The sequence below is a fragment of the Streptococcus sp. 29887 genome (genome assembly GCF_032595075.1).
GTDB classification, from domain to species: Bacteria; Bacillota; Bacilli; order Lactobacillales; family Streptococcaceae; genus Streptococcus; species Streptococcus iners.
Genome location: NZ_CP118735.1, coordinates 158473 through 185241, shown reverse-complemented (window position 1 = coordinate 185241; position 26769 = coordinate 158473). Strand labels below are relative to the sequence as shown.

The window sequence follows — 26769 nt, the reverse complement described above, 5'->3', positions numbered from 1 at the left end:
CTAAACCTCCTTGGTCAAGAGGTCTTGAATCCTTTCAACATCACACTCTCCAAAAACAAGATCAACTGTCAAATCTTTAAAGGCTACCTTACCATATCCACGACTACCTGATCCTCCCAGATAATCCATTTCTAACAAAAGCAGACCGTCACGTAGCAACTGCATATCTTCTACAATCTCTTGCTCAGACTGATGATTGACTTCATAAATCAATTCAAAACCAAATTCACTATCACGAATCACACGCTCAATTTGACGAGGATTGGCTTCTGCAGTGATTCGATCAATAGTATTTTCAAATTTCACTTCTGTGTAGGTACGAACCCCTCTTCGTTCCAAATCATCTTTATTGATCAAGAATGCATCTCTAAAAAGCATCCGTCCAATCTTATATTCCTTCGACTTCGAATTACCGAAATTTCGACTAATAATGGCACTATCGTTTCCTAAATCCTTAGTCGTATTGGTATTGTAAGATGTTTTTGAGAGTAGGCTCCGAATTTTCCCTTTCAAACTAGAACCTGGAATAATCGGCAAGTTTGTTACCGCATCTTTTATAACAGGAGAGTCCGTTGCACCAATAGCAGCAAAAGCATTACTTGCCCCAATATGTAACCCCGTCTCAACAAGCAAGGTTGCTGAAATTCTTAACTTAGCCAATGTCATCGATCTTTTCCTCCTTCATATTTGAAATACGCAACAAGGGCTTCCATATATCTACAAAATCGCTGTAAGGTTTCTATGTCCCTAACCTCTTTTAGGCACTCCAAAATCTCAGCCCGTTCAACTAGGTCCTTGACAGGAAATTTTGTCTCACGTCCTATTCTAATCGAATTACGACCTGACTGGTAAACAAATTGAACTCGTAAGTAAGATGTTTTATCCTGTAATTCTTCAAACGGACGCACCTTGCTTTCATCATAGAGACTGCTCGTCAAGGATAAAAGGTTTCTCAATTGACTAGTCGTAAATAAAAAAGTTCCACCATTCTCCGACTTTAATTGCTTGATTGCCTTCTCTGCCTTATCCACATAATTTCGATCTGTTAAGATTGCCATTAGCTATCCTTTCTTATTTCATAAACATATAGAGTGAGAGCCATTTCTAGCTCTTTTTTTGCTGCTTGATTAGACATAGCCACATTCATAAAGAAGACTTTGAACTCTTTGAACAGCTCCTCGTTTTCTCCCTTGGCCTTTTCTTCTAACCGTGTTAAGTAATAAGCCGCCCGAGCTATATCCAATCGGTCTGTACTCCGTAGGAGTTCAATCAAACGATACAGGAAGGATTTTCCATAATCATCCATGGTATTAAAGAAAGTCCGAACCTTTGTCAGATAGTTCCCATAAACTCTCTGAATAAAATCATCAAATTTAAAGGTAAACTCTTCAGCAAATAGACTAATACTATCCTTATCATTAGACTTAGCAGCCTCTTCCAAATACCCTGTCTCCCTCGCCATCAAGCTAATCGGAGTCTTGTCTGTGAAGAGACCAATACCCGCTGACAAGGTTAATTTACCATTGGTCCAGTTAATAAATTGCTGGCGCAACTCAATTGTAAAAGTAATAATATCCTGCCAGGTCCCAATAGCAAAGACATCATCGCCTCCTGAATAGATAATCGATATGGATTTTCCAGACGCAAATTGATTGATATAGACTTTGAAAAATTGGCTCATACTTCTAGAGAAACTAGCCGTCCTGGAGAACGTATTGTAAGAACCATTCCCTTGAACCGAATAGCCTGCCATGAAAGCAGCACCTAGATCATCTACGTCTAGACGTACTACCGCCAAACGCTTGATACCAGATCGCTCCCCTCTACTATTAATCACTTCTGTAGAAAGCTGAGCATAATCATATATTTCTGCTGCCTGGTAATCCCCAACATAGATATGAGTGGCCTGTTGCTCACCAGTAAAGAAGTCATTTTTACTATAAATTCTTCCCTCTGGCTTTTTCTTCACCCCATCACTATCTAGGGCATGGAGATAGGCGTCTGGTCCAACTGGCAGTAAGCTTGGATGTCCTGATACAAGATAATGTTTGAATTGGATTTTCTTTGAAAAATCGTGCAAACCTGAACAGAGACCGCATAATAGCTTTCCATGTTTCTCTTCTAGAGAATCAATAGCATGGCAAATCACACATTCTCTCCCAGCCTTCTTTCCACCGCGATTGAGAACCATCAAGGTTTTCCAATTGTAACGACGGAGTTTCTTGGCAGAAATCTGCTGGCTAACTTTTTGATAAATTTGACGATAGGTCTCAGCTGACTGGCTATCTACCATAATATCCCGAGCAGCAAACGCTGACCAACCAAAGGCTACATATAAGCGTGTTTGAACATTTGCCAAAAGAAAGGCATTCATCTCCTTTTCAAATTCTTCTAATATTTGTCGGGTAGAAGCTGTATTTGCCAATAAAAGATAGGCATGCCCACCACCAATATAAAGAAGATTGGCACGGTTTAATTCCAATCGATCCAGCAAGCTATCCACAAGATGTTCGCCCATAAAATCCAAATAGAAACTACGAGCCTTAAGTTGCTTGGCTGCACCAGATGTCGCAATATTGTATATAAAATCTTGAATCCCTGATAGATCAAAGCTCGCCAGCAAAAATGCCTCTTCTTTGTAAAAATCCGTTGCTCCTCTGAAAAGCTCCTTGGAAAATTGTGTTCTCCCTTGATCTTTTAGATAGTCATAGATAGCCAAGGCAAAACCTGCTGTTAGCTTGCTGTGTTCAAATAAGGATATATCCGCAATCTCCTTGGTATTGGTTGATGAAGGAACATAGGACAGGGTGGCCTCAAGCAAGTTTAGAAAAGAGGAATGATAGGCAGGTGTGTAGTCCATGACACGAAAGGCCTCGGTAATCCGTTGAAGGATACGACTGTATTCTCCCTTGGTAAAATGACTGTTTTCTCGACTAGCAAGATTTGGCTTCTTCTGGACATCTAACTCCACTGGTTGAAAGTAGCGTTGACTAGGCTCTGCACCAAAAACATTGAAAATATCTGCTTGATTGGTGTAATGATCCCATATTTGGCCAGCTATCTCTGTTTCTTCACAACTCTTTCTTCTATCTACTCCCGAAGCGATGTTGTCGGCTATGTAGGTGATATAGGCCGTGTGATCTTCTGGCAAGGAATCTTGGTGGCTAGCCATGTGGTTTTTGACATGGGCTAAAATTGTCGCATTATCCGTAAAATTCTTGAGCCAGTCTGTTCCAACCAGGGCGTGCTTGGCTCTCTCGCCAGTGGCGCGTTGGACTACCTTGCCAATATCGTGCAATAAGGCCCCGTAAAATATATCACTTTTTTCTTGTTTCAAATCGGATACCTCCCATTCCTAGACTAGTTTTTATTCCTATACCTGAATATTCTCCAAAAGTCAGCAACATCTTGACATAGGATCTCAGGGTCTCTGCCCCCTTAATGGTCACATTTACCGAGCCAACGAAAGCCGGTATTTTCTGCTTGTGGATTGTGTAATAGTGGCTGCTTAGTTGATAACTAGTAATCTTGGCATGCTGACACAAGTATTCTAACAAGTCTTCGTCAATTTCATCACCACCTGTTAGTCGGGTATGCTTTTGCATGAGACTTTGAAAAATCAGTCTTGGATTTGGAAACATGACATAGTCTCCCTGACTTTTAAAACCTGTCGGTGTAAGAAAGTGAATACGAAATTGAGTTTCCTGACAAGAACTGTTGAAAATCGTCAACAGTTCCTGATCCGAACAATTTTCCACTTCTAACTTTTGGACGACTATTTCCTGCTGACTTCCTCTTAGCTGAATAGTCTCCAAAGATAAGAGGAGCGGGGCTAGTTGTTCAACTGCCTCATTTGTTAAGAGACTGACAAGCCATATGTGGTGGGTACTGGACCTTTCCACACGAGTGGCGTAGGGATTGGTCTCCAGATTATGGAGATAGCTGGCATAGGCAGGATCTATCATTTCCATTAGAAAGCCATGTAACTTACTTGCTAATTCATTTGATGTCATTTCCTGTCTAGCAAGGTAAATCTTTATCTTTTTCATACAAGCACAAAAAAACCGCAAAAAACAGAGAAAAGCAAAGTACTTTTCACCATCTAGCGGCGCCCTTTTATTATTTAATATATAGAAAATTTTCCTAAGATTAGTATAGCAAAAGCACAAATGTTCGTCAAGTATTTATCTGTAAATCTTACAACTTTTACAAAAAAGTCCCTGTAGAGGGAGAGGGAAATCCAATTTTTTACCACCATGTCAGATAGACAGATTCCTGTTTCCGACCCTTCGCAGGGAATAGGGGGATCTAATTTATACCACAAAAAGGAGACAGAGAGTGAACAAGGCGTTTCCGACCCTTCGCAGGGAATAGGGGTCTCTAATACTTATAAGAAACATGAACAAAAGAATCAAGAAGGTTTCCGACCCTTCTCAGGGAATAGGGGTCTCTAATTGAAGCAGAGCGAAGATTAAAACCACCCAAAGCTTGTTTCCGACCCTTCGCAGGGAATAGGGGGCTCTAATAGACGCAATGGAGCGTAAAGTAATGCGTGGTGTGTTTCCGACCCTTCGCAGGGAATGGGGGATCTAATATTATAAAAATACTCAAAAAAGAGGGAAATATCAGTTTCCGACCCTTCGCAGGGAATAGGGGGATCTAATCGAACTGGGAGCCAATCAAATTTGCTGATGAGGTACCGTTTCCGACCCTTCGCAGGGGATAGGGGGCTCTAATCGGTCGTCTTACTCGCAACGTTCAAATCATGGATTTTCCGACCCTTCGAAGGGAATATTGGCTCTAATGTTCGTGAATTATCTGAAGATTGGGAAGGGGAATAGTTTCCGACCCTTCGCAGGGATTAGGGGGATCTAATGCGGAATGGCAAGTGTTCAACAGCAAGAATTTGTTTCCGACCCTTCGCAGGGAATAGGGGTCGCTAATGTGAAAATAATGGGGTTAGGTAGCTGACAACATTGTTTCCGACCCTTCGCAGGGAATATATTTACTGTTGATTAGATATAAAGCCGTTCCTATAGTTTCCGACCCTTCTCAGGGAATAGGGGGATCTAATGAGGACATCTGGTGCGACCCAGAATTTGATGCTTTTCCGACCCTTCGCAAGGAATAGGGGGATCTAATCATTTTCACCGATGTTAGTAAATTTAAAGGTGTTTCCGACCCTTCGCAGGGGATAGGGGGCTCTAATCGGTCGTCTTACTCGCAACGTTCAAATCATGGAGTTTCCGACCCTTCGCAGGGATTAGGAGGATCTAATAAAGGTATAAATGCCGAGATGTGGGAGGAAAGAGAGTTTCCGACCCTTCGCAGGGAATAGGGGGCTCTAATGTAAGCGTTTCTTACCTAACATTAACTCACATGACTTGTTTCCGACCCTTCTCAGGGAATAGGGGCCTCTAATTAAGTTTGTAAGTTATAGTGATGCTATGTTATTTGTTTCCGACCCTTCTCAGGGATTAGGGGGCTCTAATATAAAGCAGATTTTTATACTTTCGGTAAGCCGTTAATGTTTCCGACCCTTCACAGGGAATAAGGGGATCTAATCTGAAAAACCTGTTGAACAACCAGCTGAAAAACCGTTTCCGACCCTTCGCAGGGAGGAGGGGAGCTAATATTTCGTTATCTTTTTTTGGCCAAAAGATAAAAAATTTTCCGACCCTTCTCAGGGAATAGGGGTCTCTAATACTACGACTACGTGGACAAGAAATTCGTCCCAGACGGGTTTCCGACCCTTCTCAGGGAATAGGGGTCTCTAATAACGTAGCATTAATGATTTCCATCAAACAGCTGACCGTTTCCGACCCTTCTCAGGGAATAGGGGTCTCTAATTGAAGGCGTTTGAAGAACAGGAACGACTTAAACGCGGTTTCCGACCCTTCTCAGGGAATAGGGGTCTCTAATCGACTAGATGACCATGATAAACAAAATCAGGCTCTGTTTCCGACCCTTCTCAGGGAATAGGGGTCTCTAATTGTATAAACAAATTAAGAAACAACCACAAAAGGAGAACGTTTCCGACCCTTCTCAGGGAATAGGGGTCTCTAATTAGTTGAATTACACACTAGATTGGAACGGATGTTAGTTTCCGACCCTTCTCAGGGAATAGGGGTCTCTAATGATAGTGAAAGTCGTTGATATGTTTCAAGAAGGAAACGTTTCCGACCCTTCTCAGGGAATAGGGGTCTCTAATAAAAAATAAAATAAAGTTAAAAAGTTAAAAAAGTTTGTTTCCGACCCTTCTCAGGGAATAGGGGTCTCTAATGATATACTCCACTAGGTTACAACGTTGAAAAATTGTTTCCGACCCTTCTCAGGGAATAGGGGTCTCTAATTCTAGCCCTTTACACAAAAGAGGTAAAATACTATGAGTTTCCGACCCTTCTCAGGGAATAGGGGTCTCTAATAAACAAGTGCTGATGTAGTACACTTCTATCGTGTGTTTCCGACCCTTCTCAGGGAATAGGGGTCTCTAATAAAAGATGGAAGAATCAAAAGTAAAAATAATAGCAGTTTCCGACCCTTCTCAGGGAATAGGGGTCTCTAATACGAGGAAAATATTATGAAAAACGTAATCAATTTGGTTTCCGACCCTTCTCAGGGAATAGGGGTCTCTAATAGCATATCTTGTGGTCCACAACAGACCACGCGCTACATCTAGGACCCCTAGTGAAACTACATCTATTATACCATAATTTCTTATTAACTACCACTTATAAAAAGATACAATCTTGCTCCAGACTAGCCGTCTGATAAGGAGAGAAAAACTGCACATCCTCCTGCTTACAGCGATAGACCAAGATACTATCCCCCTCTGATTCCTCGTAAAAATCCCGGAGGTCTTGAAGCAAGCTCTTGTACTCCCCTTCCATTATCATAAGTTCAAAACTGGACCGTTGCACCCGAATACCATAGCCAGAAAGCAAGTGAGCCAATTTGACCCGTCGTTTATTACTAACAATGTCATAAATGACCAGACAAAAGACCGATTTATGTTTCGCAAAAGCAACATCTCCCTTACCTAGATTAAAGTAGCGTGTCATCCTCAGCCTCCCCTGCAATATTCAAAAATGACTGGGCATCTCCCTGCCGAAAACAATCTAATAAACTCAACAGCTGCTTCTCTACCATGTACGGAAAGGTATACCGTTTCTTGTCCAACTCCACATATTCATGAATTTCCAAAAACCGTTTCCGCAAAGCCGTCAGGTAAATTCGTTGCCCCTCCGTGCTTAGGATAAACCCTCTCTTGTCATCTACCTCAAAATGATCCGCCCTCAATTCCTCCGCCAAAACAAGTTTCATGACCGTATCATCCACCATCAAGACCCGCCAAGGCTCCATCAAATCACTAGCAAGAGCAGCGTGATGCCCCCGACACCTATGCATAAAACCATAGCCAGGATTCAGACCACTCTTACGAATATAGCCACAAAAATTACTGTACAAGATACTGTAACCATAATTAAGCAAGGCATTAAAATAATCCTTGGCAGGACGCTTGGATCGACCATGGAATTTAAACTCCCTCGGAACCAATAAACCCAAGTAATAAAAATATGACTTAGCCATCCGACCCTCGAACCCCATCAACTCCTGAATGGACCTTGCCATACCGACTGAATGCAGCTGTTCCTCCAGCCGTTGATAATCTTCCTCCATTAATAACTCAAAGCGATCATAAGCTCTGAGCAAGTCTACCTGCAACGACATTTTTTTAGAAATGACCATCTTAGCCAAGTCCAAACAAAAATCCATATTTTGGCAAGCCAGCAACTGTTGCCTTTGTTTTTCAAAATCATCCTGACGAAAACAATCAAACCCTCCTAAAAATTTTCCAACCCTAGAAAAATAATAAAGCCCAATCCCTTCTTTCATCAACCGTTTAACCAGTTGAGTAGACAACTGCGAATCCCCAAATATCAAGACATTACTAAGTTTAGACAAACCTACCTCCTTTACAATACAGGAATCACTATCGCGAACAATCACCTTTTCTTGAAACAGTGACAGACGAAAGTCTGATTTTTGGATATATAAGTCACTCATAAGCTAACTCCTCTCTTCCAAATACCAAAAAGACCCTTTCGGGCCTTTCAATTTTTATCCTTATTTCTTAACCAATGTCTTACGGATATCCAGTGCCACAGCTACCACGATAACGATACCTTGGATAACGTTGGTCATATCTGGAGTTACACCCAAGTAGGTCAAGCAGACTTTGAGCAATTCAAAGACGAAGACACCTAGGAGAATACCCGGAACAGTACCCTGACCACCGGCAGTTGATACACCACCGATTGTCGCAGAGGCAATGGCATCCAACTCATAACCCATACCAGCACCGGCACCAGCTGAACCTGTCTTAGCAGAAAGTAGGAAACCTGCTAAACCATAAAGCAAGCCTGCGAGTAGGAAAATCTTGATTTTAGACAAGCGAACATTGACACCAGAAACTTCTGCGGCATTTTCATTGCCACCGATGGCATACATGTACTTACCATAGCGGGTTTTATTGTAAAGGACCCACATGGCCAGACCAACTAGGGCTGCTATGATGGTGATATAGGGAATAACACCGAACAATTTCCCTTGACCGATAGCTACGAATTCATCCTTAAAGGTACCGATTGGCTTGGATTGGGAATAAATCAAGACAAAACCATAGGTCATAATCTGGGTTCCCAAGGTTGCCAAGAATGGTGGCACGCTGAGGAAGGAAATGATAGCACCATTGAGCAAGCCGAGAAGGGCACCGACAGCTAGGGCTGCCAAAAGTGGTACAAAAATCGGCATGTCTGGTAGGTCTGGGAAGAATTTTTGGGCAAAGTCGGGACGTTGCACCAAGGTTGCTGTGATAATGGCTGTCAAGCCCACAATCCGACCAGCTGATAGGTCAGTACCACGAATAATCAAGCAACCTGACACACCTAGGGCAATGATAAAGCGGACAGAGGTATTGGCCATAATGTTGGCCGCATTCCCAAGGGTAAAGAAATTATCCTGGGTCAGTCCAGTATATAAAATCATAGCCGCAACTACGATATACATGGAGTTCTTGGTTAGGAACTCGCCTAGATGAAAGTTTTGATCAGCTCTTGTCGCTAGTTTAGGCATTGTCATCTCCTCCTTGATTGCCAGTCATAAATTTGGTAGCTAGCTTCATGACAGATTCCTGAGTGGCTTCTTCCTTATCCAAGAAACCAGAAATCCGTCCTTCACACATGACCATAATCCGATCTGAAACGCCCAACAATTCAGACATTTCAGAAGTAATCATGATAATGGATTTGCCTTCAGCAGCTAGATTGTTAATGATTTGATAAATCTCATACTTGGCCCCAACGTCAATCCCTCGAGTTGGTTCATCCAAGATGAGAATGTCTGGATCATTGGCCAACCAGCGTGCTAGGATAACCTTCTGTTGGTTTCCTCCTGAAAGACTTTCGATATGGGTTTTGGTGGTCGGTGTTTTCACGCGCAGACGTTCTACATTGTGGTCCACCACTTTTTTGATTTTCTGATCGTCTAAAAGGCCAAAGGCTCCTAGATATTGATTTAAAGAGGCCACCGAGGCATTATCTGACACAGATAGAACCCCAAAGATCCCATTATAGCGCCGATCTTCTGTCACGAGAGCAATCTTATTGGCAATGGCTGCCGCAGGATTTTTAATTTTAACTTCCTTGCCCTTGATGAAAATCTTCCCTTGTTTTAAGGCACGAATACCATAAAGAGCCTCCATCAGCTCTGTCCGCTGGGCACCGACCAAGCCACCAATTCCTAGGACTTCGCCTTTTTTCAGTTCAAAACTAGCCTGCTTAAAGGAAAGATGGTTGGGCGATGTCATCCCTTCCAAACGAAGAACAATTTCCTCTTCAACCTTGTTAGTTTTCTCTGGAAACAGACTGGTCAATTCCCGTCCCACCATGGCTTGAATGATTTTTGCAGTTGTCATCTCCGCTGCTGGCCAGGTACCAACATACTGACCATCGCGCATAACGGTGATGTCATCTGAAATCCGAAGAATTTCATCCATTTTATGGGAGATATAGATGATACCGATATTTTTTGCTTTTAGTTGGGCAATGATTTCAAATAATTTTTCCACTTCTGAGCTGGTCAGTGAGGAGGTTGGCTCGTCCATAATCACCACCTTAGCATTGTGGGAAATGGCCTTGGCAATCTCTACTGACTGCATCTGAGATACAGTCAAGGTATCCAGCAAGGTACGAGGATCTATATAAAGACCCACCTCTTCCAAGAGAACCTTGGTATCCTGGTTCATCTTGGCGTGATCCACCAGATTAAACTTCCCAAGGGGATAATTCCCCAGAAAGACATTTTCAGCTATGGTCATCATGCGAATGGGTTGCAACTCTTGATGGATCATGGAAACACCTGCATCAATTGCCTCCTTGGAATCTTTGAAGTCTACTTCCTTGCCATCAAAGACAATGGTTCCTTGATCCCGATGGTAAATTCCAAACAAACACTTCATGAGGGTGGATTTACCGGCTCCATTCTCCCCCATCAGAGCATGAACAGTTCCTGGACGCAGTTTAAAGGTCACATCGTCCAAAGCCTTAACACCTGGAAATGTCTTAGTAATATGTTTCATTTCTAAAATATATTCACTCATTCTCCCAGCTCTCTTTCCAAAAAAATAAGTTCTCACTATACGTACAATCACCATTTTTCAAGGGAATCATAGATAGTGAGAACGCACTCATCGTTTTTCAAAATGGATTACTCATTCGTCAGCTGAAGGGGTCTTCATTTGACTACATAGAATGACTACTCTTTTTCACGTTCTGCGTAACGTTTTTTGATTTCTTCGATTGTTTCTTTTTTAGCTTCTGCTTCTTTCAATTCTGAGTCAGCTTCTTTTGTAACTTTTACATAGTCAACCCAGTAGTAAGGAGAAACTTCTTTACCTTCCATCAACTCAACTGCAACGTTTGCTGCTGTATGAGATTGGTTGAAGTGGTCATTCAATACTGTACCAGTCAATTCACCTTTGGCAAGAAGTTCCATAGCATCTGGAATAGCGTCTACACCAACAACCAAGATATCTTTACCAACAGTACGACCTGCAGCCTTAATCGCTGTTACCGCACCAACTGCCATACCGTCGTTGTTTGCAAAAACAACTTCGAGTTTGTCACCAAATTGTTCCAAAGCAGCTGCTGTTACTTCTTGACCTTTAGCTGTATCCCAGTTTGCAAGGTAAGGCTCAGCCAAGGCTTCACGTTTGATACCTGCATCATCAAGCGCTTTTACTGAGTATGTTGTGCGTTGTTGAGCATCAACGTTTGCTGGGTCACCAAAGAGGGTAATGTATTGCACTTTACCGTCGCCATTGATATCACCCTTGCTTTCAGTTGCAGCGATGATTTCACCTTGGAAGGTACCTGATTGGGTAGCGTCCGCACCAACGTAAGTTGTTTTACCAGGCCAGATTTCCAATTCAGCAACTTCTGGTTCACGGTTGATGAAAACAACTGGGATATTGGCAGATTTTGCTGAGTTAATGATGGAACCTGCAGCGGTTGGGTCAACTAGGTTTGCAAGGATAACATCTTTACCTTGTGCAATAAAGGTATTGATTTGCTCTGTTTGGGTTGCTTGGTCTTGCTTACCGTCTTGGATATCCAAAACATATTTGTTGCCAGTTTTCTCACTTAATTGTTTGAAATAGGCATCTAACTCTTCACGATAGAGGGTCATGAAGTTGTCATCAAATTTGTAAATAGCAACACCGACTTCGTAAGTTTTTCCTGATCCTGAGTCAGAACCGCCGCTGGAATTTTCTGTCGCCTTTCCACAAGCTACCAGAAACAAACCTACAAAAGCAATTGCTAAAAACTTCAATAGTTTTTTCATCCCTTTTTCCTTTCTATTTTGAGAAGAACATTGGCAGAACAACCAATTTTGTAAACGTTTTCTAATATAATTATATTAACCTATTCACATCTTTTTGTCAATAGATTTCAAGTAAAATAATTGCTGACCTTAGAATGCCCACTCAAACAACAAAGAATGCTCCATTAGTATAGAGGAAATATTTTTTAAACCTGCTCTAGAACAACTTTACCCGCTATCTCTGCAAATTGCTCTGCTTCGACTTCTGGGAAGTAGTTAAGACAGTTGGCAGTTGCAAAGGCTGCTGCCTCTTTCAAGAAAATCTCAGGCTCTTGCCCTTGGCTGATACCCTTAACTAGCAAGCCCAGGTAGAAATCTCCTGCCGCAATGGGATTGCGTGTTTCCTTCTTTGGCGACTGGATACGGAAGAAACGCTGACCAATCTTAGCCAAACTTCCCTTTCCACCCATGGTAATGATAATATTCTCATGCGGCGTTACTTCTTTTAGTATCCGCAAAATATCCTCTGGACTTTCCTCATCTAAGTCTGGATAGATGTCCTTGAGTTCTTCATTATTGATTTTGATTAGGGCTGGGCGAGCTTGATAGGCAGCTTGTAAGGCTGGTCCACTGGTATCCACAATGGTCAAGACCTCTGGGTATTTTTCAATAAATCGCTGAATGTAATCATCCGGCATGCCCTTCATCAGACTGCCCGAAAAGACTAGGATATCGCCAGCCTCTAGGCTATTTTCTATCTGTCGGGTAAATTGGTCAAGTAGGTCCTCTGTCAGTTCAAAGCCTTTTTCATAGAAAAGAACGACATCGCCTGTGCTGGTTTCCACATAAATATTGCAGGTTCTTGTGTTCTGATTATTTTCAACGACCTGTAATTGATTTCCCTTTTGGTCATTAAGGTCTTGAATGTAGCGACCGATCTGTCCACCTAAAATGGTATGGATCGTGTAGTCTGTCACTCCATTTTCTCGAAGGGCATAAGCCACGTTGAAACTCTTACCACCGGGATAATCTCTGACTTCCGTTGGGCGTAGGGGAATGTTCTTTTCAATCTTCTCCACAAGAAGCGTACGGTCTAGGGCTGGATTGGGACAAATCAAGTGAATCATAGGGAACTCCTTTTTTGTTTTATACATATTATTATACTATATAAACCAAAAAATAAAAAAGATAATTCCGCGATGGGAACTATCTTTTCTACTATTTTACGATGCAAAAACCGAAATGCGTTCTTGCTGGTAGCCACCTTTTTCGGCAATATCTACTAAGGCCACTGCATAGTCTACATAACTAATATAGCTTTCACCTTGGGCATTGACCTGGAAAACCTCGCCAGCCAGGGTGTAAGCACCTGCTTTTTGACCTTCTGCATCAAAATCAGCTGCTGGGCTGATATAGGTCCAGTTGACCGCTGTCGCCTGACGGTAGATGTCAAGACCTGCGCCCATAGCCTCTGCGACTGGTAGGTAGTCCGCTGGGAAATCTGGGGCATCCTTGAGCATACTTGTCTGACTCTGGTCTAGGTAGAGGCTACCTGCACCACCGACAATCAAGAGGCGAGTAGATGTGCCTGCAAGCAAGTCTGTCAAATGGCTTGCTAGACGGCTGTGATCTGGTAGCGTTTCTGGTGTCCAAGCACCAAAGGCGTTGACAACCACATCAAAGCCAGCCAAGTCTTCCTTGCTAAGTGCAAAAGCGTCTTTTTGGATGACTTCCTGGGCTGCACTCTTGTTTTCAGAGCGGACAATAGCCGTCACCTGATGACCACGTTCTACTGCTTCTTTGGCAATGGCTTGACCTGCTTGACCATTTGCTGCGATAATGGCGATTTTCATATTGATTACCTCACTTGTATCCTTGTAATGTTTTTGTTTACAATGCTTAGTTTATACTACGTTTGTTGTAATGTCAAGTGTTACAACTTAAAAATTTAAAAAAATCATCACGAGGATGATTGAATACCTTATAATTCTGCTAATAAATCAGCAATTGTTGTTTGTCCCAACTCTTTTTCCAAAGCCGACTGGGCATCTTCCAAACGGCTATCTAGCAGGGGATGGATAGAGCGGCCGACCTGACAGGCTGGATTGGGTTGTTCATGAAAGCCAAAAAGTTTCCCCTTTTCTCCAAATAACTCTACAGCCTGATAGACATGAAGGAGGGTAATCTTGTCTGGTGCTTGGGCCAAACGTGCGCCACCTACACCACGCGCCACCTGAACCAAACCAGCCTCTTTCAGCTGGGACAGAATATTGCGGATGATAACTGGATTGACACCTACACTTCCTGCAATACTGGTACTGGTTTGCTTTTCCTTTTCTCCCTCCAAGGCTAGCAAGACCAAGATATGACTAGCAATGGTAAATCTACTCGAAATTTGCAATTTTACTTTCTCCTTCCATAAAATTGGTAACGGTCACTCCTAGCAAGCGGACACCTTTATCAGCCTGTCCAACTTCTTCAAAAAGCTGACGGATTTCTTTCTCTATTACTTGAACTTGATTGGTCGCTTCTCCCAAACTATGTCGCTTGGTCAGGGTTGAAAAATCTCCATAGCGGATTTTCAGGACAATGGTGCGCCCTTGTTTCTCATTTCGTTCCAAGCTAACGGCCACCCGTTGACAGAGGCTGACTAGCTCTTTCAAGACATCTTCATCACGATAGAGGAGCTTGCGATAGGTCCTTTCCTTACCGATAGACTTTCGCACCCGATTGGTTTTGACGGGACTATTTGAAATGCCTCTAGCTTTCCGATACAAATCATAACCAAAGCGACCAAAACGGTCAATTAAGACCATTTCTGGCACGTCTAGCAAATCCTGACCAGTAGAAACTCCCATCTCATGCAGACGTTCAACCGTTTTCTTGCCGACACCGTGAAATTTTTCAACAGGCAAAGAGGCTAGTACTCCAACAGCATCCTCTGGCAAAATCAGGGTCAGACCATGCGGTTTTTCCATATCCGAGGCAATTTTAGCCAGGAATTTATTGTAGGAAACCCCTGCAGAAGCTGTCAGATGCAGTTCATTCCAGATGTCGTATTGGATGAGTTTGGCAATTTTGACTGCCGAGCTTAAACCCAGCTTGTTTTCTGTCACATCCAGATAGGCCTCGTCAATGGACATGGGTTCCACCAAGTCGGTATAGCGGTGAAAAATCTCCCTGACCTGTCGCCCCACTTCCTGGTATTTTTCATAATTTCCAGAAATGAAGACGGCTTGCGGACAGCGTTCATAGGCCTCCTTGGAGGACATGGCCGAATGAATGCCAAAGGCACGCGCCTCATAACTACAGGTAGATACCACTCCACGACCGCCAGACAGTCGCGGATCTGCACCAATAATAACTGGCTTCCCTTTCAAAGCAGGATTATCCCTGACCTCTATAGCAGCAAAAAACGCATCCATGTCTACATGAATAATTTTTCGAGATAAATCATTGATTAGGGGAAAAATTAACATGGTGCTCCTTTCTGCTTTTGTATGTAACACATTATACATTATTTTTGCAAATCTTTCACGCCTCGAAAATAAGCGTCTCCCTTCGTTCAAGTTTGAGCTATGAAAAGCAATTTTATCTTTTCTACTTTTTTACATATAAAATGAAAATTATTTCAGTATGTTTTCAACTATTTTTATCTTGTGGAAAGTGCTTACATATGATATACTAAAATATGTGAAAAACAAAACTATCTCAAAGGAGAACCCTCATGTCAACAAAAGTGAAAACTAAAAATGTTACTGAAGACATTTTCGCTCAAGCCTGGGAAGGCTTCAAAGGTGTAGACTGGCAAGAAAAGGCTAGTATTACCCGCTTTGTACAAGCTAACTACACTCCTTATGATGGAGATGAAAGTTTCCTTGCAGGACCAACTGAGCGTTCGCTTCACATCAAGAAAATCATCGAAGAAACAAAAGCTGGCTACGAAGACACACGCTTCCCAATGGACGTGGATCGTGCGACCTCTATTGCTGACATCCCAGCTGGTTTCATTGATAAAGACAACGAGCTGATTTTCGGTATCCAAAACGATGAGCTCTTCAAACTCAACTTCATGCCACGTGGTGGTATCCGTATGGCTGAAACAACGCTTATCGAAAACGGCTATACTCCGGACCCACTTATCCATGAAATCTATACAAAACACGCTACAACTGTAAACGATGGTATCTTCCGTGCCTACACAGCTGACATCCGCCGTGCTCGCCACTCACACCACGTTTCTGGTCTTCCAGATGCATACTCACGTGGTCGTATCATTGGTATGTACGCTCGTTTGGCCCTCTACGGAGCTGACTACTTGATGGAAGAAAAAGTCGCTGACTGGAATGCTATCACCGAAATCGATGAAGAGTCAATCCGTCTTCGCGAAGAAATCAACATGCAGTACCAAGCCTTGCAACAAGTTGTTCGCTTGGGTGACTTGTATGGTGTTGATGTTCGCAAACCTGCGATGAACACAAAAGAAGCTATCCAATGGACCAACATCGCCTTCATGGCAGTCTGCCGTGTTATCAACGGTGCGGCAACTTCTCTTGGTCGTGTGCCTATCGTTCTTGACATCTACGCAGAACGTGACTTGGCTCGTGGTACATTTACTGAATCAGAAATCCAAGAATTTGTTGATGACTTCGTATTGAAACTTCGTACAGTGAAATTCGCTCGTACAAAAGCCTTCGACGAAATCTACTCTGGTGACCCTACTTTCCTTACAACATCTATGGCAGGTATGGGTAACGATGGTCGTCACCGTGTTACCAAGATGGACTACCGTTTCTTGAACACACTTGACAATATCGGTAACTCTCCAGAGCCAAACTTGACAGTTCTTTGGTCTGACCAGCTTCCATACGCATTCCGTCGCTACTGTATGGCAATGAGCCACAAGCACTCTTCTATCCAATACGAAGGTGTAACAACAATGGCTAAAGACGGTTATGGTGAAATGAGCTGTATCTCTTGCTGTGTGTCACCACTCGACCCAGAAAGCGAAGACAAACGCCACAACATCCAGTACTTCGGTGCGCGTGTTAACGTTTTGAAAGCCCTTCTTTCAAGTTGGAACAACGGTTACGATGATGTCCACAAAGACTACAAAGTATTTGACGGCGTTGAACCAAACACTTCTGAAATCTTTGACTACGACCAAGTTATCGCAAACTTTGAGAAAGCCCTTGACTGGTTGACAGATACTTATGTTGATGCCATGAATATTATCCACTTCATGACAGACAAGTACAACTACGAAGCAGTTCAAATGGCCTTCTTGCCAACTCACCTTCGTGCAAATATGGGCTTCGGTATCTGTGGTTTCGCAAATACTGTTGACTCCTTGTCAGCTATCAAGTATGCACAAGTTAAACCAATTCGTGACGAAGATGGCTTCATCTACGACTACGAAGTAACTGGTGACTTCCCACGCTATGGTGAAGATGATGACCGTGTAGATGATATCGCGAAATGGCTCATGGAAGCATTCTATACTCGTCTTGCTAACAAGAAACTCTACAAGAATGCAGAAGCTGCGGTATCTATCTTGACTATCACTTCAAACGTTGCCTACTCTAAACAAACTGGTAACTCACCTGTACACCGTGGTGTATTCCTCAATGAAGATGGCTCAGTTAACACTTCTAAAGTGGAATTCTTCCCACCAGGTGCTAACCCAACTTCTAAATCTCGTGGTGGTTGGTTGCAAAACTTGAACACCCTTTCTAAGCTCAACTTCAACCATGCCAACGACGGTATCTCATTGACAACTCAAGTTTCTCCAAAAGCACTTGGTAAGACCTTCGATGAGCAAGTCACTAACTTGGTGACTATCCTTGACGGATACTTCGAGCAAGGTGGTCAGCACGTTAACTTGAACGTTATGGACTTGAACGACGTTTACGAGAAAATCATGGCTGGTGAAGATGTTATCGTTCGTATCTCTGGATACTGCGTAAACACTAAATACCTCACTAAAGAACAAAAAACTGAATTGACACAACGCGTCTTCCACGAAGTTCTTTCAATGGACGACCACGCTTCCGAAGTTTCAGGTCAAGCTTAATCAAGCAAACACAAAAGGACTTGCATTGCAGGTCCTTTTTGCTGTATCAGAAAATCCTCCCACACATTGTGGAAGGATGGCTAGATGATTTACGGAAGGATAGCCCCAACGGACATGGTTTACTCACCTCTCTATCCTATACCCAAAATCCCCTCCCGAAATCGAATTCGAGAGGGGATAGTTTATTATCTTAGTTATTGTAAATATAGGTAATTTCACCAGCTGTATCCGTTGGATTGAACCAGCCACGGAAATTATCCACCCACTGTTGCCCACGATAGTTGGCTTCAAGAACTTGGATTTGCCCTTCTTCATTAACAGCTGTCACATAGGCAACGTGCCCTAGAGCACCGTCATTCCAGGAAATAATAGCACCGACTTCTGGCACTGTTCCTGTACGGAAACCATCACGCGCCGCATTGGCTCCCCAAGTTGCCGCATCACCCCACCAATCGCCTGCCCACGGAGCAACTTTTTGTACACCCCATGTACATTGACCAACAGGATAGTTAATCCCCGGCTCATATTCATAACCAGGTAGATAGTAGCTATCGCTACTTGTATCGACAGCCTGACCCCATATTGTTTCTGTCAACTTCAAAATTTGACCAGGATGCAAAGTCGTTTCGAGGGTCAATTGATTTTGCGCTAATAAATCGTAAATGTCCAATGAAAAAGCATCTGCGATTCCATATAGTGAATCTCCCTCTTGAACAACATAGTCAGACTGACCTGCACCAGCTTCTTCAAATTCTTCGACATAGGCTTGACCTGGCAATTCTAAAACTTGTCCTGGTGTGATTAGGCCTAGAATGTCCAATCCATTGGTTTCTGCTAGTTGATTGGGATCGACGCCATACTGGTCTGCGATTGAGTAAAGGGAATCTCCTTCTACCACAATATGACTGTCTGCTTGAACACTATAGACACCCATAACAGTAGTCACAAAACCTGCCAACAACAAGGCTGACTGACAAATATACTTTTTCATTTTACACCTCCAATACATATTCTCATTTTACCAATATTTTCACCGTAAAAAATGTCAAATTGATTACAAATTGCTAACGGTTTCTTCTCTAACTTCAATCCTCAAACTATTTTGGTAGTTGGTAAACCTTCTGTCTAACACTCATCCTCCAAGACCTGACGAATCAGAGCCATGACTTGGTTTCTATCTAGTTTCCACTGGGCACGGACATCCTTTTCAAAAGTTCGATTCGAAAGGAAAATAGCCGCCTTTTGCAAGGGACGATTGTACATGATAAAGGTCCCTGTATAACCCGTATGGGACAACCAGTCCCCTTTCTTATCCCAGGCCAACGACCGCTTGCGCTTGTCATCAAAGCCATAATCCTGGGTCAATCCTGCCGCAAAATCCTCGGTCAGATAGCGCTCCAAAAAGATTTCTAAATCCTTGACCGTCGAAAAGAGACCCGCACTACCCGTATGGATACCCAAGACACGCGCCTTGGGATCGTGCACCACACCTGCCTCGACACCACGCACCGTCGGTACCGCCTGACTGACTGGCCCATAAGAGGTTTGGGACATACCAAAGGGCTCTAGAACACCTCGACTAATCAGCTGGTCCAGACTAGCTCCACCTAGTTCCTCCAACAAAAAGCCCAACAGGAGAAAATTGATATCTGTATAGAGAAAATCTTTTTTATCCGTCACCTTAATCTTCAAAATAGCTTCTTTTAATTGGTCTGCATCCAGACTATCCCGATTGGGAATAAAGGGATCAATGCCGCTGGTGTGGGTTAATAACTGCCGGATGGTCACTTGACTATCCGCAAAAGCAGGATAGTAAGACTGCAAGGTCCTATCTAGCTCCAAAGCTCCGCTATTGACCAGAAAAGTCATAAGAGTGCCTACACCAACCACCTTGGATACGGAGGCCAAATCATAGGTCAAACCCGCCTCTACTGGCGTCTGACCATCCTGGGTCCCCAAATAATACTCCTGCCACTGACCCTTAGAAAAAAGAGCCAGACTGGCACCAGGATAGACTCCTGCTACAATCTGCTCTGAAATCTTGTCTAAAATCGCTTGTCTCATTTTTCAAACCACAATTCAATACCACTCGGGTCAACCGTCTGGATAAAGGTTTCTTTTTTGTCTTTAAAGAAGGGACCATCCAACTGGCTTTCCAAGTTTGCCCAGTCAAAATCCTGCTCGACAGGAAAACGCAAACTGTCCAAGTCCCAAACCTGATCCGCAGGGGTTACTAAATCTTCACCTTCCGCCCCAACAAAATGCAAAAAGTCTTGTTCAGGTAGGATTGCCTCATAGAAATCTTGGCTAACGCTGGCTTGTGGACTATTGATCCACACTGATTCCACCACAAAAGCAGTCAGACCTGAAAAATCAGCTTGACCAGTAAAGTGAACTGGGGGAAGAATAGCCGTCAAATCCTCGATAGACTGTTCTGCATGGAGCAAGAAGCTATCTCCCTCTGGCGAAAGAGCTTCAAATCCAAAACCAGCTTTTCCTTTATAGAGCTTGGTAAACACTGTGCCTCGAGCCAACAAGGCTTCAATGTCACTAGCCTGCTCTACCTTAACCACGATTTTATTTAATTTTTTTAGTCCCTTGACAGCCCGAGTGCGATTGCTCGGCGACTCCATCAAAACCAATTTCGTTGCAGAACTGGTTCTATCGCCAAAATCAGCAAACGGACCATCTTCTAATTGTACTTTCATTCCTAGTTGATCTTCTAGGAAGGCTTGATTGATACCACGATTATTGACACGCAATACAGGCACAATCACATCATTTTTTCTCAACACGATAGCTATTCTCTCCTCAATAAATACTAGAATATTGTATAAAAAAAATCACTATTTTACAACTAATTATACTGTCATTTTCTACATAGATATACTGATGTTCCAACAAATCTTAGACAAAGAACCCCTTATCAGCTATAATAAGTACAGACTACTAAGTAAAAAAGAGGAAAAGCTATGCGTTTTAATCAGTTTTCTTTTATAAAAAATGACGTAACAGGATCTCTAGAAGAGCTAAACAAACTTGGTTTTGCATTGCAGAGCGACCACAGTCAGAAGAAAAATCTGGAAATCTTTGTCAGAAAGTGCCATTTTTTAACAGCCAATACTGACTTTGCCCTGTCCAACATGATTGCAGACTGGAATACAGACTTGCTGACCTTCTTCCAGTCTGACCGTGAGCTGACAGATCAGATTTTTTATCAAGTGGCCTTTCAGTTGCTGGGCTTTGTGCCTGGTGTGGATTATACAGATGTCCTGGACTTCGTGGAGAAAAGCAACTTCCCTGTCATCTATGGAGATATGATTGACAACCTCTACCAACTGCTTGCCACCCGTACCAAGTCCGGAAACACCTTGATTGACCAGCTGGTCAGCGATGATTTCATTCCAGAAGATAACCACTACCACTTCTTCAACGGTAAATCGCTAGCGACCTTTTCAACAAAAAACCTCATTCGTGAGGTGGTCTATGTGGAAACGCCTGTCGATACGGCTGGGACTGGCCAGACTGACATTGTCAAGCTGTCCATTCTCCGTCCTCACTTTGACGGGAAAATCCCTGCGGTCATTACCAACAGCCCCTATCATCAAGGGGTTAACGATGTAGCTAGCGACAAGGCCCTGCACAAGATGGAAGGGGAGTTGGCGGAAAAACCAGCTGGCACCATTGAGGTCAAGCAGACCAGCATCACAAAACTAGACTTGGACTTGCGAGAGCTACCCGTCAGCCCTGCCACTGAAAAACTAGGCCACGTCACCTCTTACTCCCTCAATGACTACTTCCTAGCTCGTGGCTTCGCTAGCCTCCATGTTTCTGGAGTTGGAACCCTAGGTTCGACTGGCTACATGACATCTGGCGACTACCAGCAGGTAGAAGGCTATAAAGCGGTGATTGACTGGCTGAACGGTCGCACCAAGGCCTACACAGACCACACTCGCTCGTTAGAGGTCAAGGCCGATTGGGCCAATGGTAAGGTAGCGACGACGGGACTGTCTTATCTCGGTACCATGTCCAATGCCTTGGCAACAACTGGCGTGGACGGATTGGAAGTCATCATCGCAGAAGCAGGGATTTCCTCTTGGTATGACTACTACCGTGAAAACGGGCTGGTGACCAGCCCTGGTGGCTATCCAGGCGAAGATTTGGACAGCTTGACCGCCCTGACCTACTCGAAAAGTCTGCAAGCAGGGGACTTCCTCCGCAGCAAAGAAGCCTACGAAAAAGGACTGGCGGCAGAACGTGCTGCCCTGGACCGCACCAGTGGCGACTACAACCAGTATTGGCATGACCGCAACTACCTGCTCCACGCTGATAAGGTCAAGTGTGAGGTGGTCTTTACCCACGGCTCACAGGACTGGAATGTCAAGCCAATCCATGTCTGGAATATGTTCCATGCCCTGCCAAGCCAGATCAAAAAGCACCTCTTCTTCCACAACGGTGCCCACGTGTATATGAACAACTGGCAGTCCATCGACTTCCGTGAGTCCATGAACGCCCTACTCAGCCAGAAACTGCTGGAGCATGACAACGGTTATCAGCTACCAACGGTTATCTGGCAGGACAATAGCGGTGAACAAAACTGGATGACCTTGGACACCTTTGGCGGTGAAAACGAGGCTGTCTTGCCACTGGGAACTGGCAGCCAGACCATTTCCAATCACTATGCCCAAGAAGATTTTGACCGCTACGGCAAGGCCTATCCATCCTTCCACCAAGACCTCTATACAAGCAAGGCCAATCAAATCAGCATGGAGCTGCCAATAACGGAGGATCTCCTGATTAACGGACAGGTCACGCTGAAACTCCGCGTATCTTCTAGTGTAGCCAAGGGCCTCTTATCTGCTCAGCTATTGGACAAGGGAAATAAAAAACGCCTAGCCCCAATCCCAACACCGAAAACGCGGTTGAGCCTGGACAACGGCCGCTACCATGCCCAAGAAAATCTGGTGGAGTTGCCTTATGTGGAGATGCCGCAACGCTTGGTGACCAAGGGCTTTATGAACCTGCAGAACCGCACCGACCTAATGACTGTCGAGGAAGTGGTGCCTGGACAGTGGATGAATCTGACCTGGAAACTGCAGCCAACCATTTATCAGCTGAAAAAAGGAGATATGCTAGAACTCATTCTCTACACGACAGACTTTGAATGTACTGTTCGGGATAATAGCGACTGGACCATTTCGATTGATTTGGAGCAGTCAACCATCCAGATCCCAAGCCTATAACACGCGAAAACGAGCTGCACCTGCAACTCGTTTTTAACTGCCTATTTTTCCAAAGGATGAATAATTACACCCTGCACCACACGGTTTACGGTGCCTGTTGGGGATGGTGTATCTGGTAAGTTCTTACACTTGATAGCTGCCATAATTGATACTGTTTGGGCAAAGATGATGTAAGGGAAGGTCAGGAAGACATCTGGCAGGTCTGCTCCGCCTTCTGCCAAGACAAAGTTAGCTGCCTCTGTACCTGCTAGTTTATCAGCCGACAAGGCAACAATCCGCTCTGCTATGCCATCACCATGGACTTCATTGAGCAAGTCCACATCGTACTGACGAGTGTAGGCATCATTTGATGCAAGAAGGAAAATCAGAGTCTTGTCGTTGATGAAGGATTTTGGACCATGACGGAAGCCAAGTGGTGACTCATACATGGTCGCAATCTTACCTGCAGTCAGCTCCAAAATCTTGAGCTGTGCTTCGTGGGCTACCCCATAGAAGCCACCCGAACCAAGGTAAATCACTCGTTCAAAATCTAGATCAACAAGCTCTTGTACATAATCCTCACGGTCCAAGACATCTTGACCTAGACGGGCAATAGTATCGACCCAAGCAGTTTTTTCTTCTTGGCTAGCTGGTGAGAAGACAAGCAGAGCAGTCAGGGACATACAGCTGTATGAACCTGTCATGGCAAAGCCCTTATCGTTTGAACCAGCAGGCTGCAAAAGCAGGAGATTTTCCGCATCCCCCTCAGCCGCAAGAGCCAATTTGCCCTCTGGTGCACAGGTAATAGTCACTTGGTAAAGCTGGTCAACCAATTGCTTGGCAACTTCTACTGCTGCCACACTTTCTGGTGAATTACCTGAACGAGCAAAGGATACCAAAATAGTTGGCACATCTGCCTGTAAATAGTCATGTGGACGACCAACCAATTCAACTGTACCAATGGCAGAAAAACGGATGTGCTTCAAATCATTGACTTGATTGAGATAATTTGCAATGCTTTGACCAACAAAGTCTGAAGTTCCAGCACCCGTAAAAATAACATGAACAAAATCATGCTTATCCTTGATAGCCTTCAAGAAGCCCTCAATCTTCTCAAGCTGGTCAAGATAGAGTTGATGAGCCTCTTTCCACAAGCCAGGCTGTTGGTAAATCTCAGTGGCTGTGATATGGGCCCCCAATTTTTCTAATTCTTCTTTTGCTAAACGGAACATAGCTCCTCCTTGTTTTTCTGGTTATAACCAGTTTTTCTTTTATTATACAAGAAAGTGCTTACAAAGTCAATTTAAAATAGGTTGATATATGTAATTTGTTGCTTGCTAAAAATACATCTCCCCAGTGTACCCAACCATGACATCTATCTAAATTAAAGAAAAAAACTGAAAAACATGCTATAATACTTCCATATCACTATTTATGGAGGAATATTCCCTTATGATGAACATGCAACAAATGATGAAACAGGCTCAGAAGCTTCAAAAGCAAATGGAGCAGAGCCAGGCTGAATTGGCAGCTACTCAATTTACTGGTAACTCTGTGCAGGACTTGGTCACTGCTACTTTTACTGGCGATAAAAAGTTGGTTTCTATCGACTTCAAGCCTGAAGTTGTGGATGCTGACGATCTTGAAACCTTGCAGGATATGACTATCCAAGCAGTCAATGATGCTCTTTCAAAAATTGACGATGCCACTAAGAAAAAATTGGGGGCCTTTGCTGGTAAATTACCATTTTAAGACAGAAAAAGACGCGATTGGGCTAGGCCCACGCGTTTTTTGCTTATTCAAAATGATAGAGTAGGGATTGAAATTGTAGGAAAAAGAGGTCGGCATATCTGCGGTGAATCTTAACATCTTCCAACAAGGCTTTCAATTCCGTCATATTGTCCGTTATGATACCATCCACCTGCAACATGACCATCTTTGTCATGGTCTCCTCATCATTGGCAGTCCAAGTATAAACAGATTTTCCCTTAATCCATGACTTTAGGATAAAGTTTTGATCCAAGGATGTATATTCCATGGTGTAGCCGTCTGCTACTGTCGTGGGATAAATGGAGTTGAAAGGGAGGATGAAGAATGATACCAGCTTTTTACTGTACTCTTTGACTTCTATAATCGTTTTGTAATCCAGAGATTGAATTTGATGCCCCTTGGCTAACAAGCGTTGTCCATATTTTTTCAGGAAGTTCTTGGTCAATTCTGGTGAATCCTGCTTGGTCACTTTGATTTCCACCAATAATTTTTGCCCTAAGGCATCCGCCCTATCAAGATAAGTATCAAAAGAAGGGACTGGAGCTGTCATGCCATTTTCGGATGCAGTCATGGTAGTCATCTCTGCTAGGCTATAATCATGTGTACCTCCGGGATTTCCCGTCAAAGCCATCAAGTCTGTATCATGCATGACCACAAACTGACCGTCCTTGGTTTCCTGAATGTCCATCTCAATGTAGTCTGGCTGGAGCTGAGAGGTTTCTTCCAGAGCCTCAATTGAGTTCTGCACAGCATTTCCAGCGTCCACCCCGCGATGGGAAATGGTCACCGGTAGGCTATCAAAGGGATAGTGGAGGGCCAGACTGCCCTGAATACCAAAAACCAGACTAGACACTGCCAAGATGGTCAGACGGAGGCGGTAACGGAGCCGTTTCCGTCGGTAAGAAGGCAGTTTCATGCCCGTCACATAACTGATAAAGCCAATCATGAAGAGGGAAACAACACCGTAGTAGAGCAATTTGAGGAGAATATAGGAGAAGACGGCTAGGGGAAATGACAGCTGAGGAGCTATTTTTTCGACTACTAATTGCAGTTCGTAAAGTAAGGTGCCGCCGATTGAGAACAGAAAGACCGGAAGGGTCACCAACCAGAATAATTTACCCATGGAACGGACCTGCTGCCAGCCCCTTGTCCTCTCCCATGAATAAGCGATGGACTCTTTGACACCCCTGTGTTCAAAATAAATCTTGGGCAGGGCGTACATGAAGCGAGCTGCCAACCAAAAGAAGAGTATAAAAGAGAGGAAAATCAAGACTGCCAGCCACAAAGTATTGGAAAAATGGTCAATCAAGAACTGGGGAACCACAATCTTATTGAAATAGTAGATATTTAAAATCCGTCGAAGAAAGGGCAGGAGAATGACCGAATAAAAGAGGAGAAAAAGCACCTTGGGCACACTACTATGTCTGATAATATCCAGCATACTGTCCCTCATATCCCTCACATAATCCGGAAAATGCTTAACCCTCTGGTCTAGGAGCTGGCCTACTCCGGAAAATAGCAGAGCAAGTTCCAAGTAGGCAATAGCTAGATTGACGAGGAATAAAAGAATAAAGAGGCCTGTCACCAAGATATTTTCAGAGAGAACGGAGAAAAAATTTGTCGGAGAAAGATAAGCATGACCCGTCATGGCCAACAATCCTTCGGAAACCCAGGAATTTAGCGGTATCCAGACAAACTCCATCACGGAAAAGAGGGTAAAAAAGAGCAGTAAAATCTTATCTAAATTGTAATACACTTTCTGGAATGTTCGTCGTATCTTTTTCATATACCTAGTTTCCCATATTCTACAAGGAATTGCAA

General features: G+C 43.6%; 21 protein-coding genes and 1 CRISPR repeat array. Of the genes, 3 read left to right on the top strand and 18 right to left on the bottom strand.

Translation table 11 applies throughout. The features are described from left to right. The 13 genes from csm3 to dinB all read right to left on the bottom strand — a co-directional run bounded on the left by csm3 (position 1) and on the right by dinB (position 15362). Positions 1-666: a type III-A CRISPR-associated RAMP protein Csm3 gene (gene csm3 / locus PW252_RS01060; RefSeq protein ID WP_248049652.1), complete on the bottom strand. Its 666-nt coding sequence runs from the start codon at positions 664-666 to the stop codon at positions 1-3. Next, positions 663-1058 carry a type III-A CRISPR-associated protein Csm2 gene (gene csm2, locus PW252_RS01055; protein WP_248049650.1) on the bottom strand — a complete coding sequence of 132 codons (396 nt, stop codon included), beginning with the start codon at positions 1056-1058 and terminating at the stop codon, positions 663-665. Before csm2 ends, csm3 begins: the two co-directional genes overlap by 4 nt. Beyond that, positions 1058-3337 (bottom strand): type III-A CRISPR-associated protein Cas10/Csm1, encoded by a 2280-nt coding sequence (gene cas10, locus PW252_RS01050; protein WP_248049649.1) that lies wholly within the window; start codon positions 3335-3337, stop codon positions 1058-1060. The genes csm2 and cas10 overlap by 1 nt, the downstream gene beginning before the upstream one ends. Further along, positions 3318-4049, bottom strand: coding sequence for a CRISPR-associated endoribonuclease Cas6 (gene cas6, locus PW252_RS01045; RefSeq protein ID WP_316716831.1), 732 nt, complete (start codon positions 4047-4049; stop codon positions 3318-3320). The genes cas10 and cas6 overlap by 20 nt, the downstream gene beginning before the upstream one ends. A gap of 1619 nt (positions 4050-5668) precedes the next feature. After that, positions 5669-6637: direct repeats of the CRISPR family, unit length 36 nt; unit sequence GTTTCCGACCCTTCTCAGGGAATAGGGGTCTCTAAT. A gap of 94 nt (positions 6638-6731) precedes the next feature. Then, the gene (gene cas2 / locus PW252_RS01040) at positions 6732-7061 is read right to left on the bottom strand and encodes a CRISPR-associated endonuclease Cas2 (protein ID WP_248049647.1); all 330 of its coding nucleotides are present in this window, start codon (positions 7059-7061) and stop codon (positions 6732-6734) included. Next, positions 7045-8067 (bottom strand): CRISPR-associated endonuclease Cas1, encoded by a 1023-nt coding sequence (gene cas1 / locus PW252_RS01035; protein WP_248049646.1) that lies wholly within the window; start codon positions 8065-8067, stop codon positions 7045-7047. Before cas1 ends, cas2 begins: the two co-directional genes overlap by 17 nt. A 60-nt stretch (positions 8068-8127) precedes the next feature. Continuing rightward, the gene (locus tag PW252_RS01030) at positions 8128-9135 is read right to left on the bottom strand and encodes an ABC transporter permease subunit (RefSeq protein ID WP_171999975.1); all 1008 of its coding nucleotides are present in this window, start codon (positions 9133-9135) and stop codon (positions 8128-8130) included. Beyond that, on the bottom strand, positions 9128-10660 hold the full coding sequence (locus tag PW252_RS01025; protein WP_248049645.1) for a sugar ABC transporter ATP-binding protein: 1533 nt from the start codon (positions 10658-10660) through the stop codon (positions 9128-9130). The genes PW252_RS01030 and PW252_RS01025 overlap by 8 nt, the downstream gene beginning before the upstream one ends. A 155-nt stretch (positions 10661-10815) precedes the next feature. Beyond that, entirely contained in the window at positions 10816-11904 is a 1089-nt protein-coding gene (locus PW252_RS01020) for a galactose ABC transporter substrate-binding protein (protein ID WP_248049644.1), read from the bottom strand. A 185-nt stretch (positions 11905-12089) separates the two neighbouring features. Beyond that, positions 12090-13010, bottom strand: a complete 921-nt coding sequence (locus PW252_RS01015; RefSeq protein ID WP_248049643.1) for a 1-phosphofructokinase family hexose kinase — start codon at positions 13008-13010, stop codon at positions 12090-12092. Between the two features lie 96 nt (positions 13011-13106). After that, the gene (locus PW252_RS01010; protein WP_248049642.1) at positions 13107-13736 is read right to left on the bottom strand and encodes an NAD(P)-dependent oxidoreductase; all 630 of its coding nucleotides are present in this window, start codon (positions 13734-13736) and stop codon (positions 13107-13109) included. Between the two features lie 128 nt (positions 13737-13864). Continuing rightward, entirely contained in the window at positions 13865-14284 is a 420-nt protein-coding gene (locus PW252_RS01005; protein WP_248049641.1) for an Rrf2 family transcriptional regulator, read from the bottom strand. Beyond that, entirely contained in the window at positions 14268-15362 is a 1095-nt protein-coding gene (gene dinB, locus PW252_RS01000) for a DNA polymerase IV (RefSeq protein WP_248049640.1), read from the bottom strand. The genes PW252_RS01005 and dinB overlap by 17 nt, the downstream gene beginning before the upstream one ends. A gap of 248 nt (positions 15363-15610) precedes the next feature. Between dinB and pflB the strand changes: the two genes are divergently transcribed. Continuing rightward, on the top strand, positions 15611-17956 hold the full coding sequence (gene pflB / locus PW252_RS00995) for a formate C-acetyltransferase (protein ID WP_248049639.1): 2346 nt from the start codon (positions 15611-15613) through the stop codon (positions 17954-17956). Between the two features lie 190 nt (positions 17957-18146). On the opposite strand, the gene PW252_RS00990 is transcribed toward pflB, so the two are convergent. From PW252_RS00990 to PW252_RS00980, 3 genes are all read right to left on the bottom strand, one after another. Then, on the bottom strand, positions 18147-18947 hold the full coding sequence (locus PW252_RS00990; protein ID WP_248049638.1) for a COG3942 and LysM peptidoglycan-binding domain-containing protein: 801 nt from the start codon (positions 18945-18947) through the stop codon (positions 18147-18149). A gap of 134 nt (positions 18948-19081) precedes the next feature. Then, positions 19082-20020 (bottom strand): serine hydrolase domain-containing protein, encoded by a 939-nt coding sequence (locus PW252_RS00985; protein WP_248049636.1) that lies wholly within the window; start codon positions 20018-20020, stop codon positions 19082-19084. After that, positions 20017-20751 (bottom strand): CppA family protein, encoded by a 735-nt coding sequence (locus tag PW252_RS00980; RefSeq protein WP_248049635.1) that lies wholly within the window; start codon positions 20749-20751, stop codon positions 20017-20019. The genes PW252_RS00985 and PW252_RS00980 overlap by 4 nt, the downstream gene beginning before the upstream one ends. Before the next feature lie 177 nt (positions 20752-20928). Between PW252_RS00980 and PW252_RS00975 the strand changes: the two genes are divergently transcribed. Beyond that, on the top strand, positions 20929-23199 hold the full coding sequence (locus PW252_RS00975) for a Xaa-Pro dipeptidyl-peptidase (protein WP_248049633.1): 2271 nt from the start codon (positions 20929-20931) through the stop codon (positions 23197-23199). Positions 23200-23240: 41 nt separating this feature from the next. Here the strand turns inward: PW252_RS00975 and PW252_RS00970 are convergent, their stop codons facing one another. Continuing rightward, positions 23241-24410 carry an SIS domain-containing protein gene (locus PW252_RS00970; RefSeq protein ID WP_248049631.1) on the bottom strand — a complete coding sequence of 390 codons (1170 nt, stop codon included), beginning with the start codon at positions 24408-24410 and terminating at the stop codon, positions 23241-23243. A gap of 220 nt (positions 24411-24630) precedes the next feature. Here PW252_RS00970 and PW252_RS00965 point away from each other — a divergent pair, with 220 nt between their 5' ends. Further along, positions 24631-24930: a YbaB/EbfC family nucleoid-associated protein gene (locus PW252_RS00965; protein WP_248033115.1), complete on the top strand. Its 300-nt coding sequence runs from the start codon at positions 24631-24633 to the stop codon at positions 24928-24930. A gap of 43 nt (positions 24931-24973) precedes the next feature. Here PW252_RS00965 and PW252_RS00960 read toward each other — a convergent pair whose 3' ends face one another. Next, on the bottom strand, positions 24974-26734 hold the full coding sequence (locus PW252_RS00960; RefSeq protein WP_248049629.1) for a glycerophosphoryl diester phosphodiesterase membrane domain-containing protein: 1761 nt from the start codon (positions 26732-26734) through the stop codon (positions 24974-24976). Between the last annotated feature and the right edge of the window lie 35 nt (positions 26735-26769).

Coding starts and splice junctions, on each gene's coding strand:
- csm3 (WP_248049652.1), bottom strand. CDS start 666: ATGACATTGGCTAAGTTAAGAATTTCAGCAACCTTGCTTGTTGAGACG.
- csm2 (WP_248049650.1), bottom strand. CDS start 1,058: ATGGCAATCTTAACAGATCGAAATTATGTGGATAAGGCAGAGAAGGCA.
- cas6 (WP_316716831.1), bottom strand. CDS start 4,049: ATGAAAAAGATAAAGATTTACCTTGCTAGACAGGAAATGACATCAAAT.
- cas2 (WP_248049647.1), bottom strand. CDS start 7,061: ATGACACGCTACTTTAATCTAGGTAAGGGAGATGTTGCTTTTGCGAAA.
- cas1 (WP_248049646.1), bottom strand. CDS start 8,067: ATGAGTGACTTATATATCCAAAAATCAGACTTTCGTCTGTCACTGTTT.
- PW252_RS01030 (WP_171999975.1), bottom strand. CDS start 9,135: ATGCCTAAACTAGCGACAAGAGCTGATCAAAACTTTCATCTAGGCGAG.
- PW252_RS01025 (WP_248049645.1), bottom strand. CDS start 10,660: ATGAGTGAATATATTTTAGAAATGAAACATATTACTAAGACATTTCCA.
- PW252_RS01020 (WP_248049644.1), bottom strand. CDS start 11,904: ATGAAAAAACTATTGAAGTTTTTAGCAATTGCTTTTGTAGGTTTGTTT.
- PW252_RS01015 (WP_248049643.1), bottom strand. CDS start 13,010: ATGATTCACTTGATTTGTCCCAATCCAGCCCTAGACCGTACGCTTCTT.
- PW252_RS01010 (WP_248049642.1), bottom strand. CDS start 13,736: ATGAAAATCGCCATTATCGCAGCAAATGGTCAAGCAGGTCAAGCCATT.
- dinB (WP_248049640.1), bottom strand. CDS start 15,362: ATGTTAATTTTTCCCCTAATCAATGATTTATCTCGAAAAATTATTCAT.
- pflB (WP_248049639.1), top strand. CDS start 15,611: ATGTCAACAAAAGTGAAAACTAAAAATGTTACTGAAGACATTTTCGCT.
- PW252_RS00990 (WP_248049638.1), bottom strand. CDS start 18,947: ATGAAAAAGTATATTTGTCAGTCAGCCTTGTTGTTGGCAGGTTTTGTG.
- PW252_RS00985 (WP_248049636.1), bottom strand. CDS start 20,020: ATGAGACAAGCGATTTTAGACAAGATTTCAGAGCAGATTGTAGCAGGA.
- PW252_RS00975 (WP_248049633.1), top strand. CDS start 20,929: ATGCGTTTTAATCAGTTTTCTTTTATAAAAAATGACGTAACAGGATCT.
- PW252_RS00970 (WP_248049631.1), bottom strand. CDS start 24,410: ATGTTCCGTTTAGCAAAAGAAGAATTAGAAAAATTGGGGGCCCATATC.
- PW252_RS00965 (WP_248033115.1), top strand. CDS start 24,631: ATGATGAACATGCAACAAATGATGAAACAGGCTCAGAAGCTTCAAAAG.
- PW252_RS00960 (WP_248049629.1), bottom strand. CDS start 26,734: ATGAAAAAGATACGACGAACATTCCAGAAAGTGTATTACAATTTAGAT.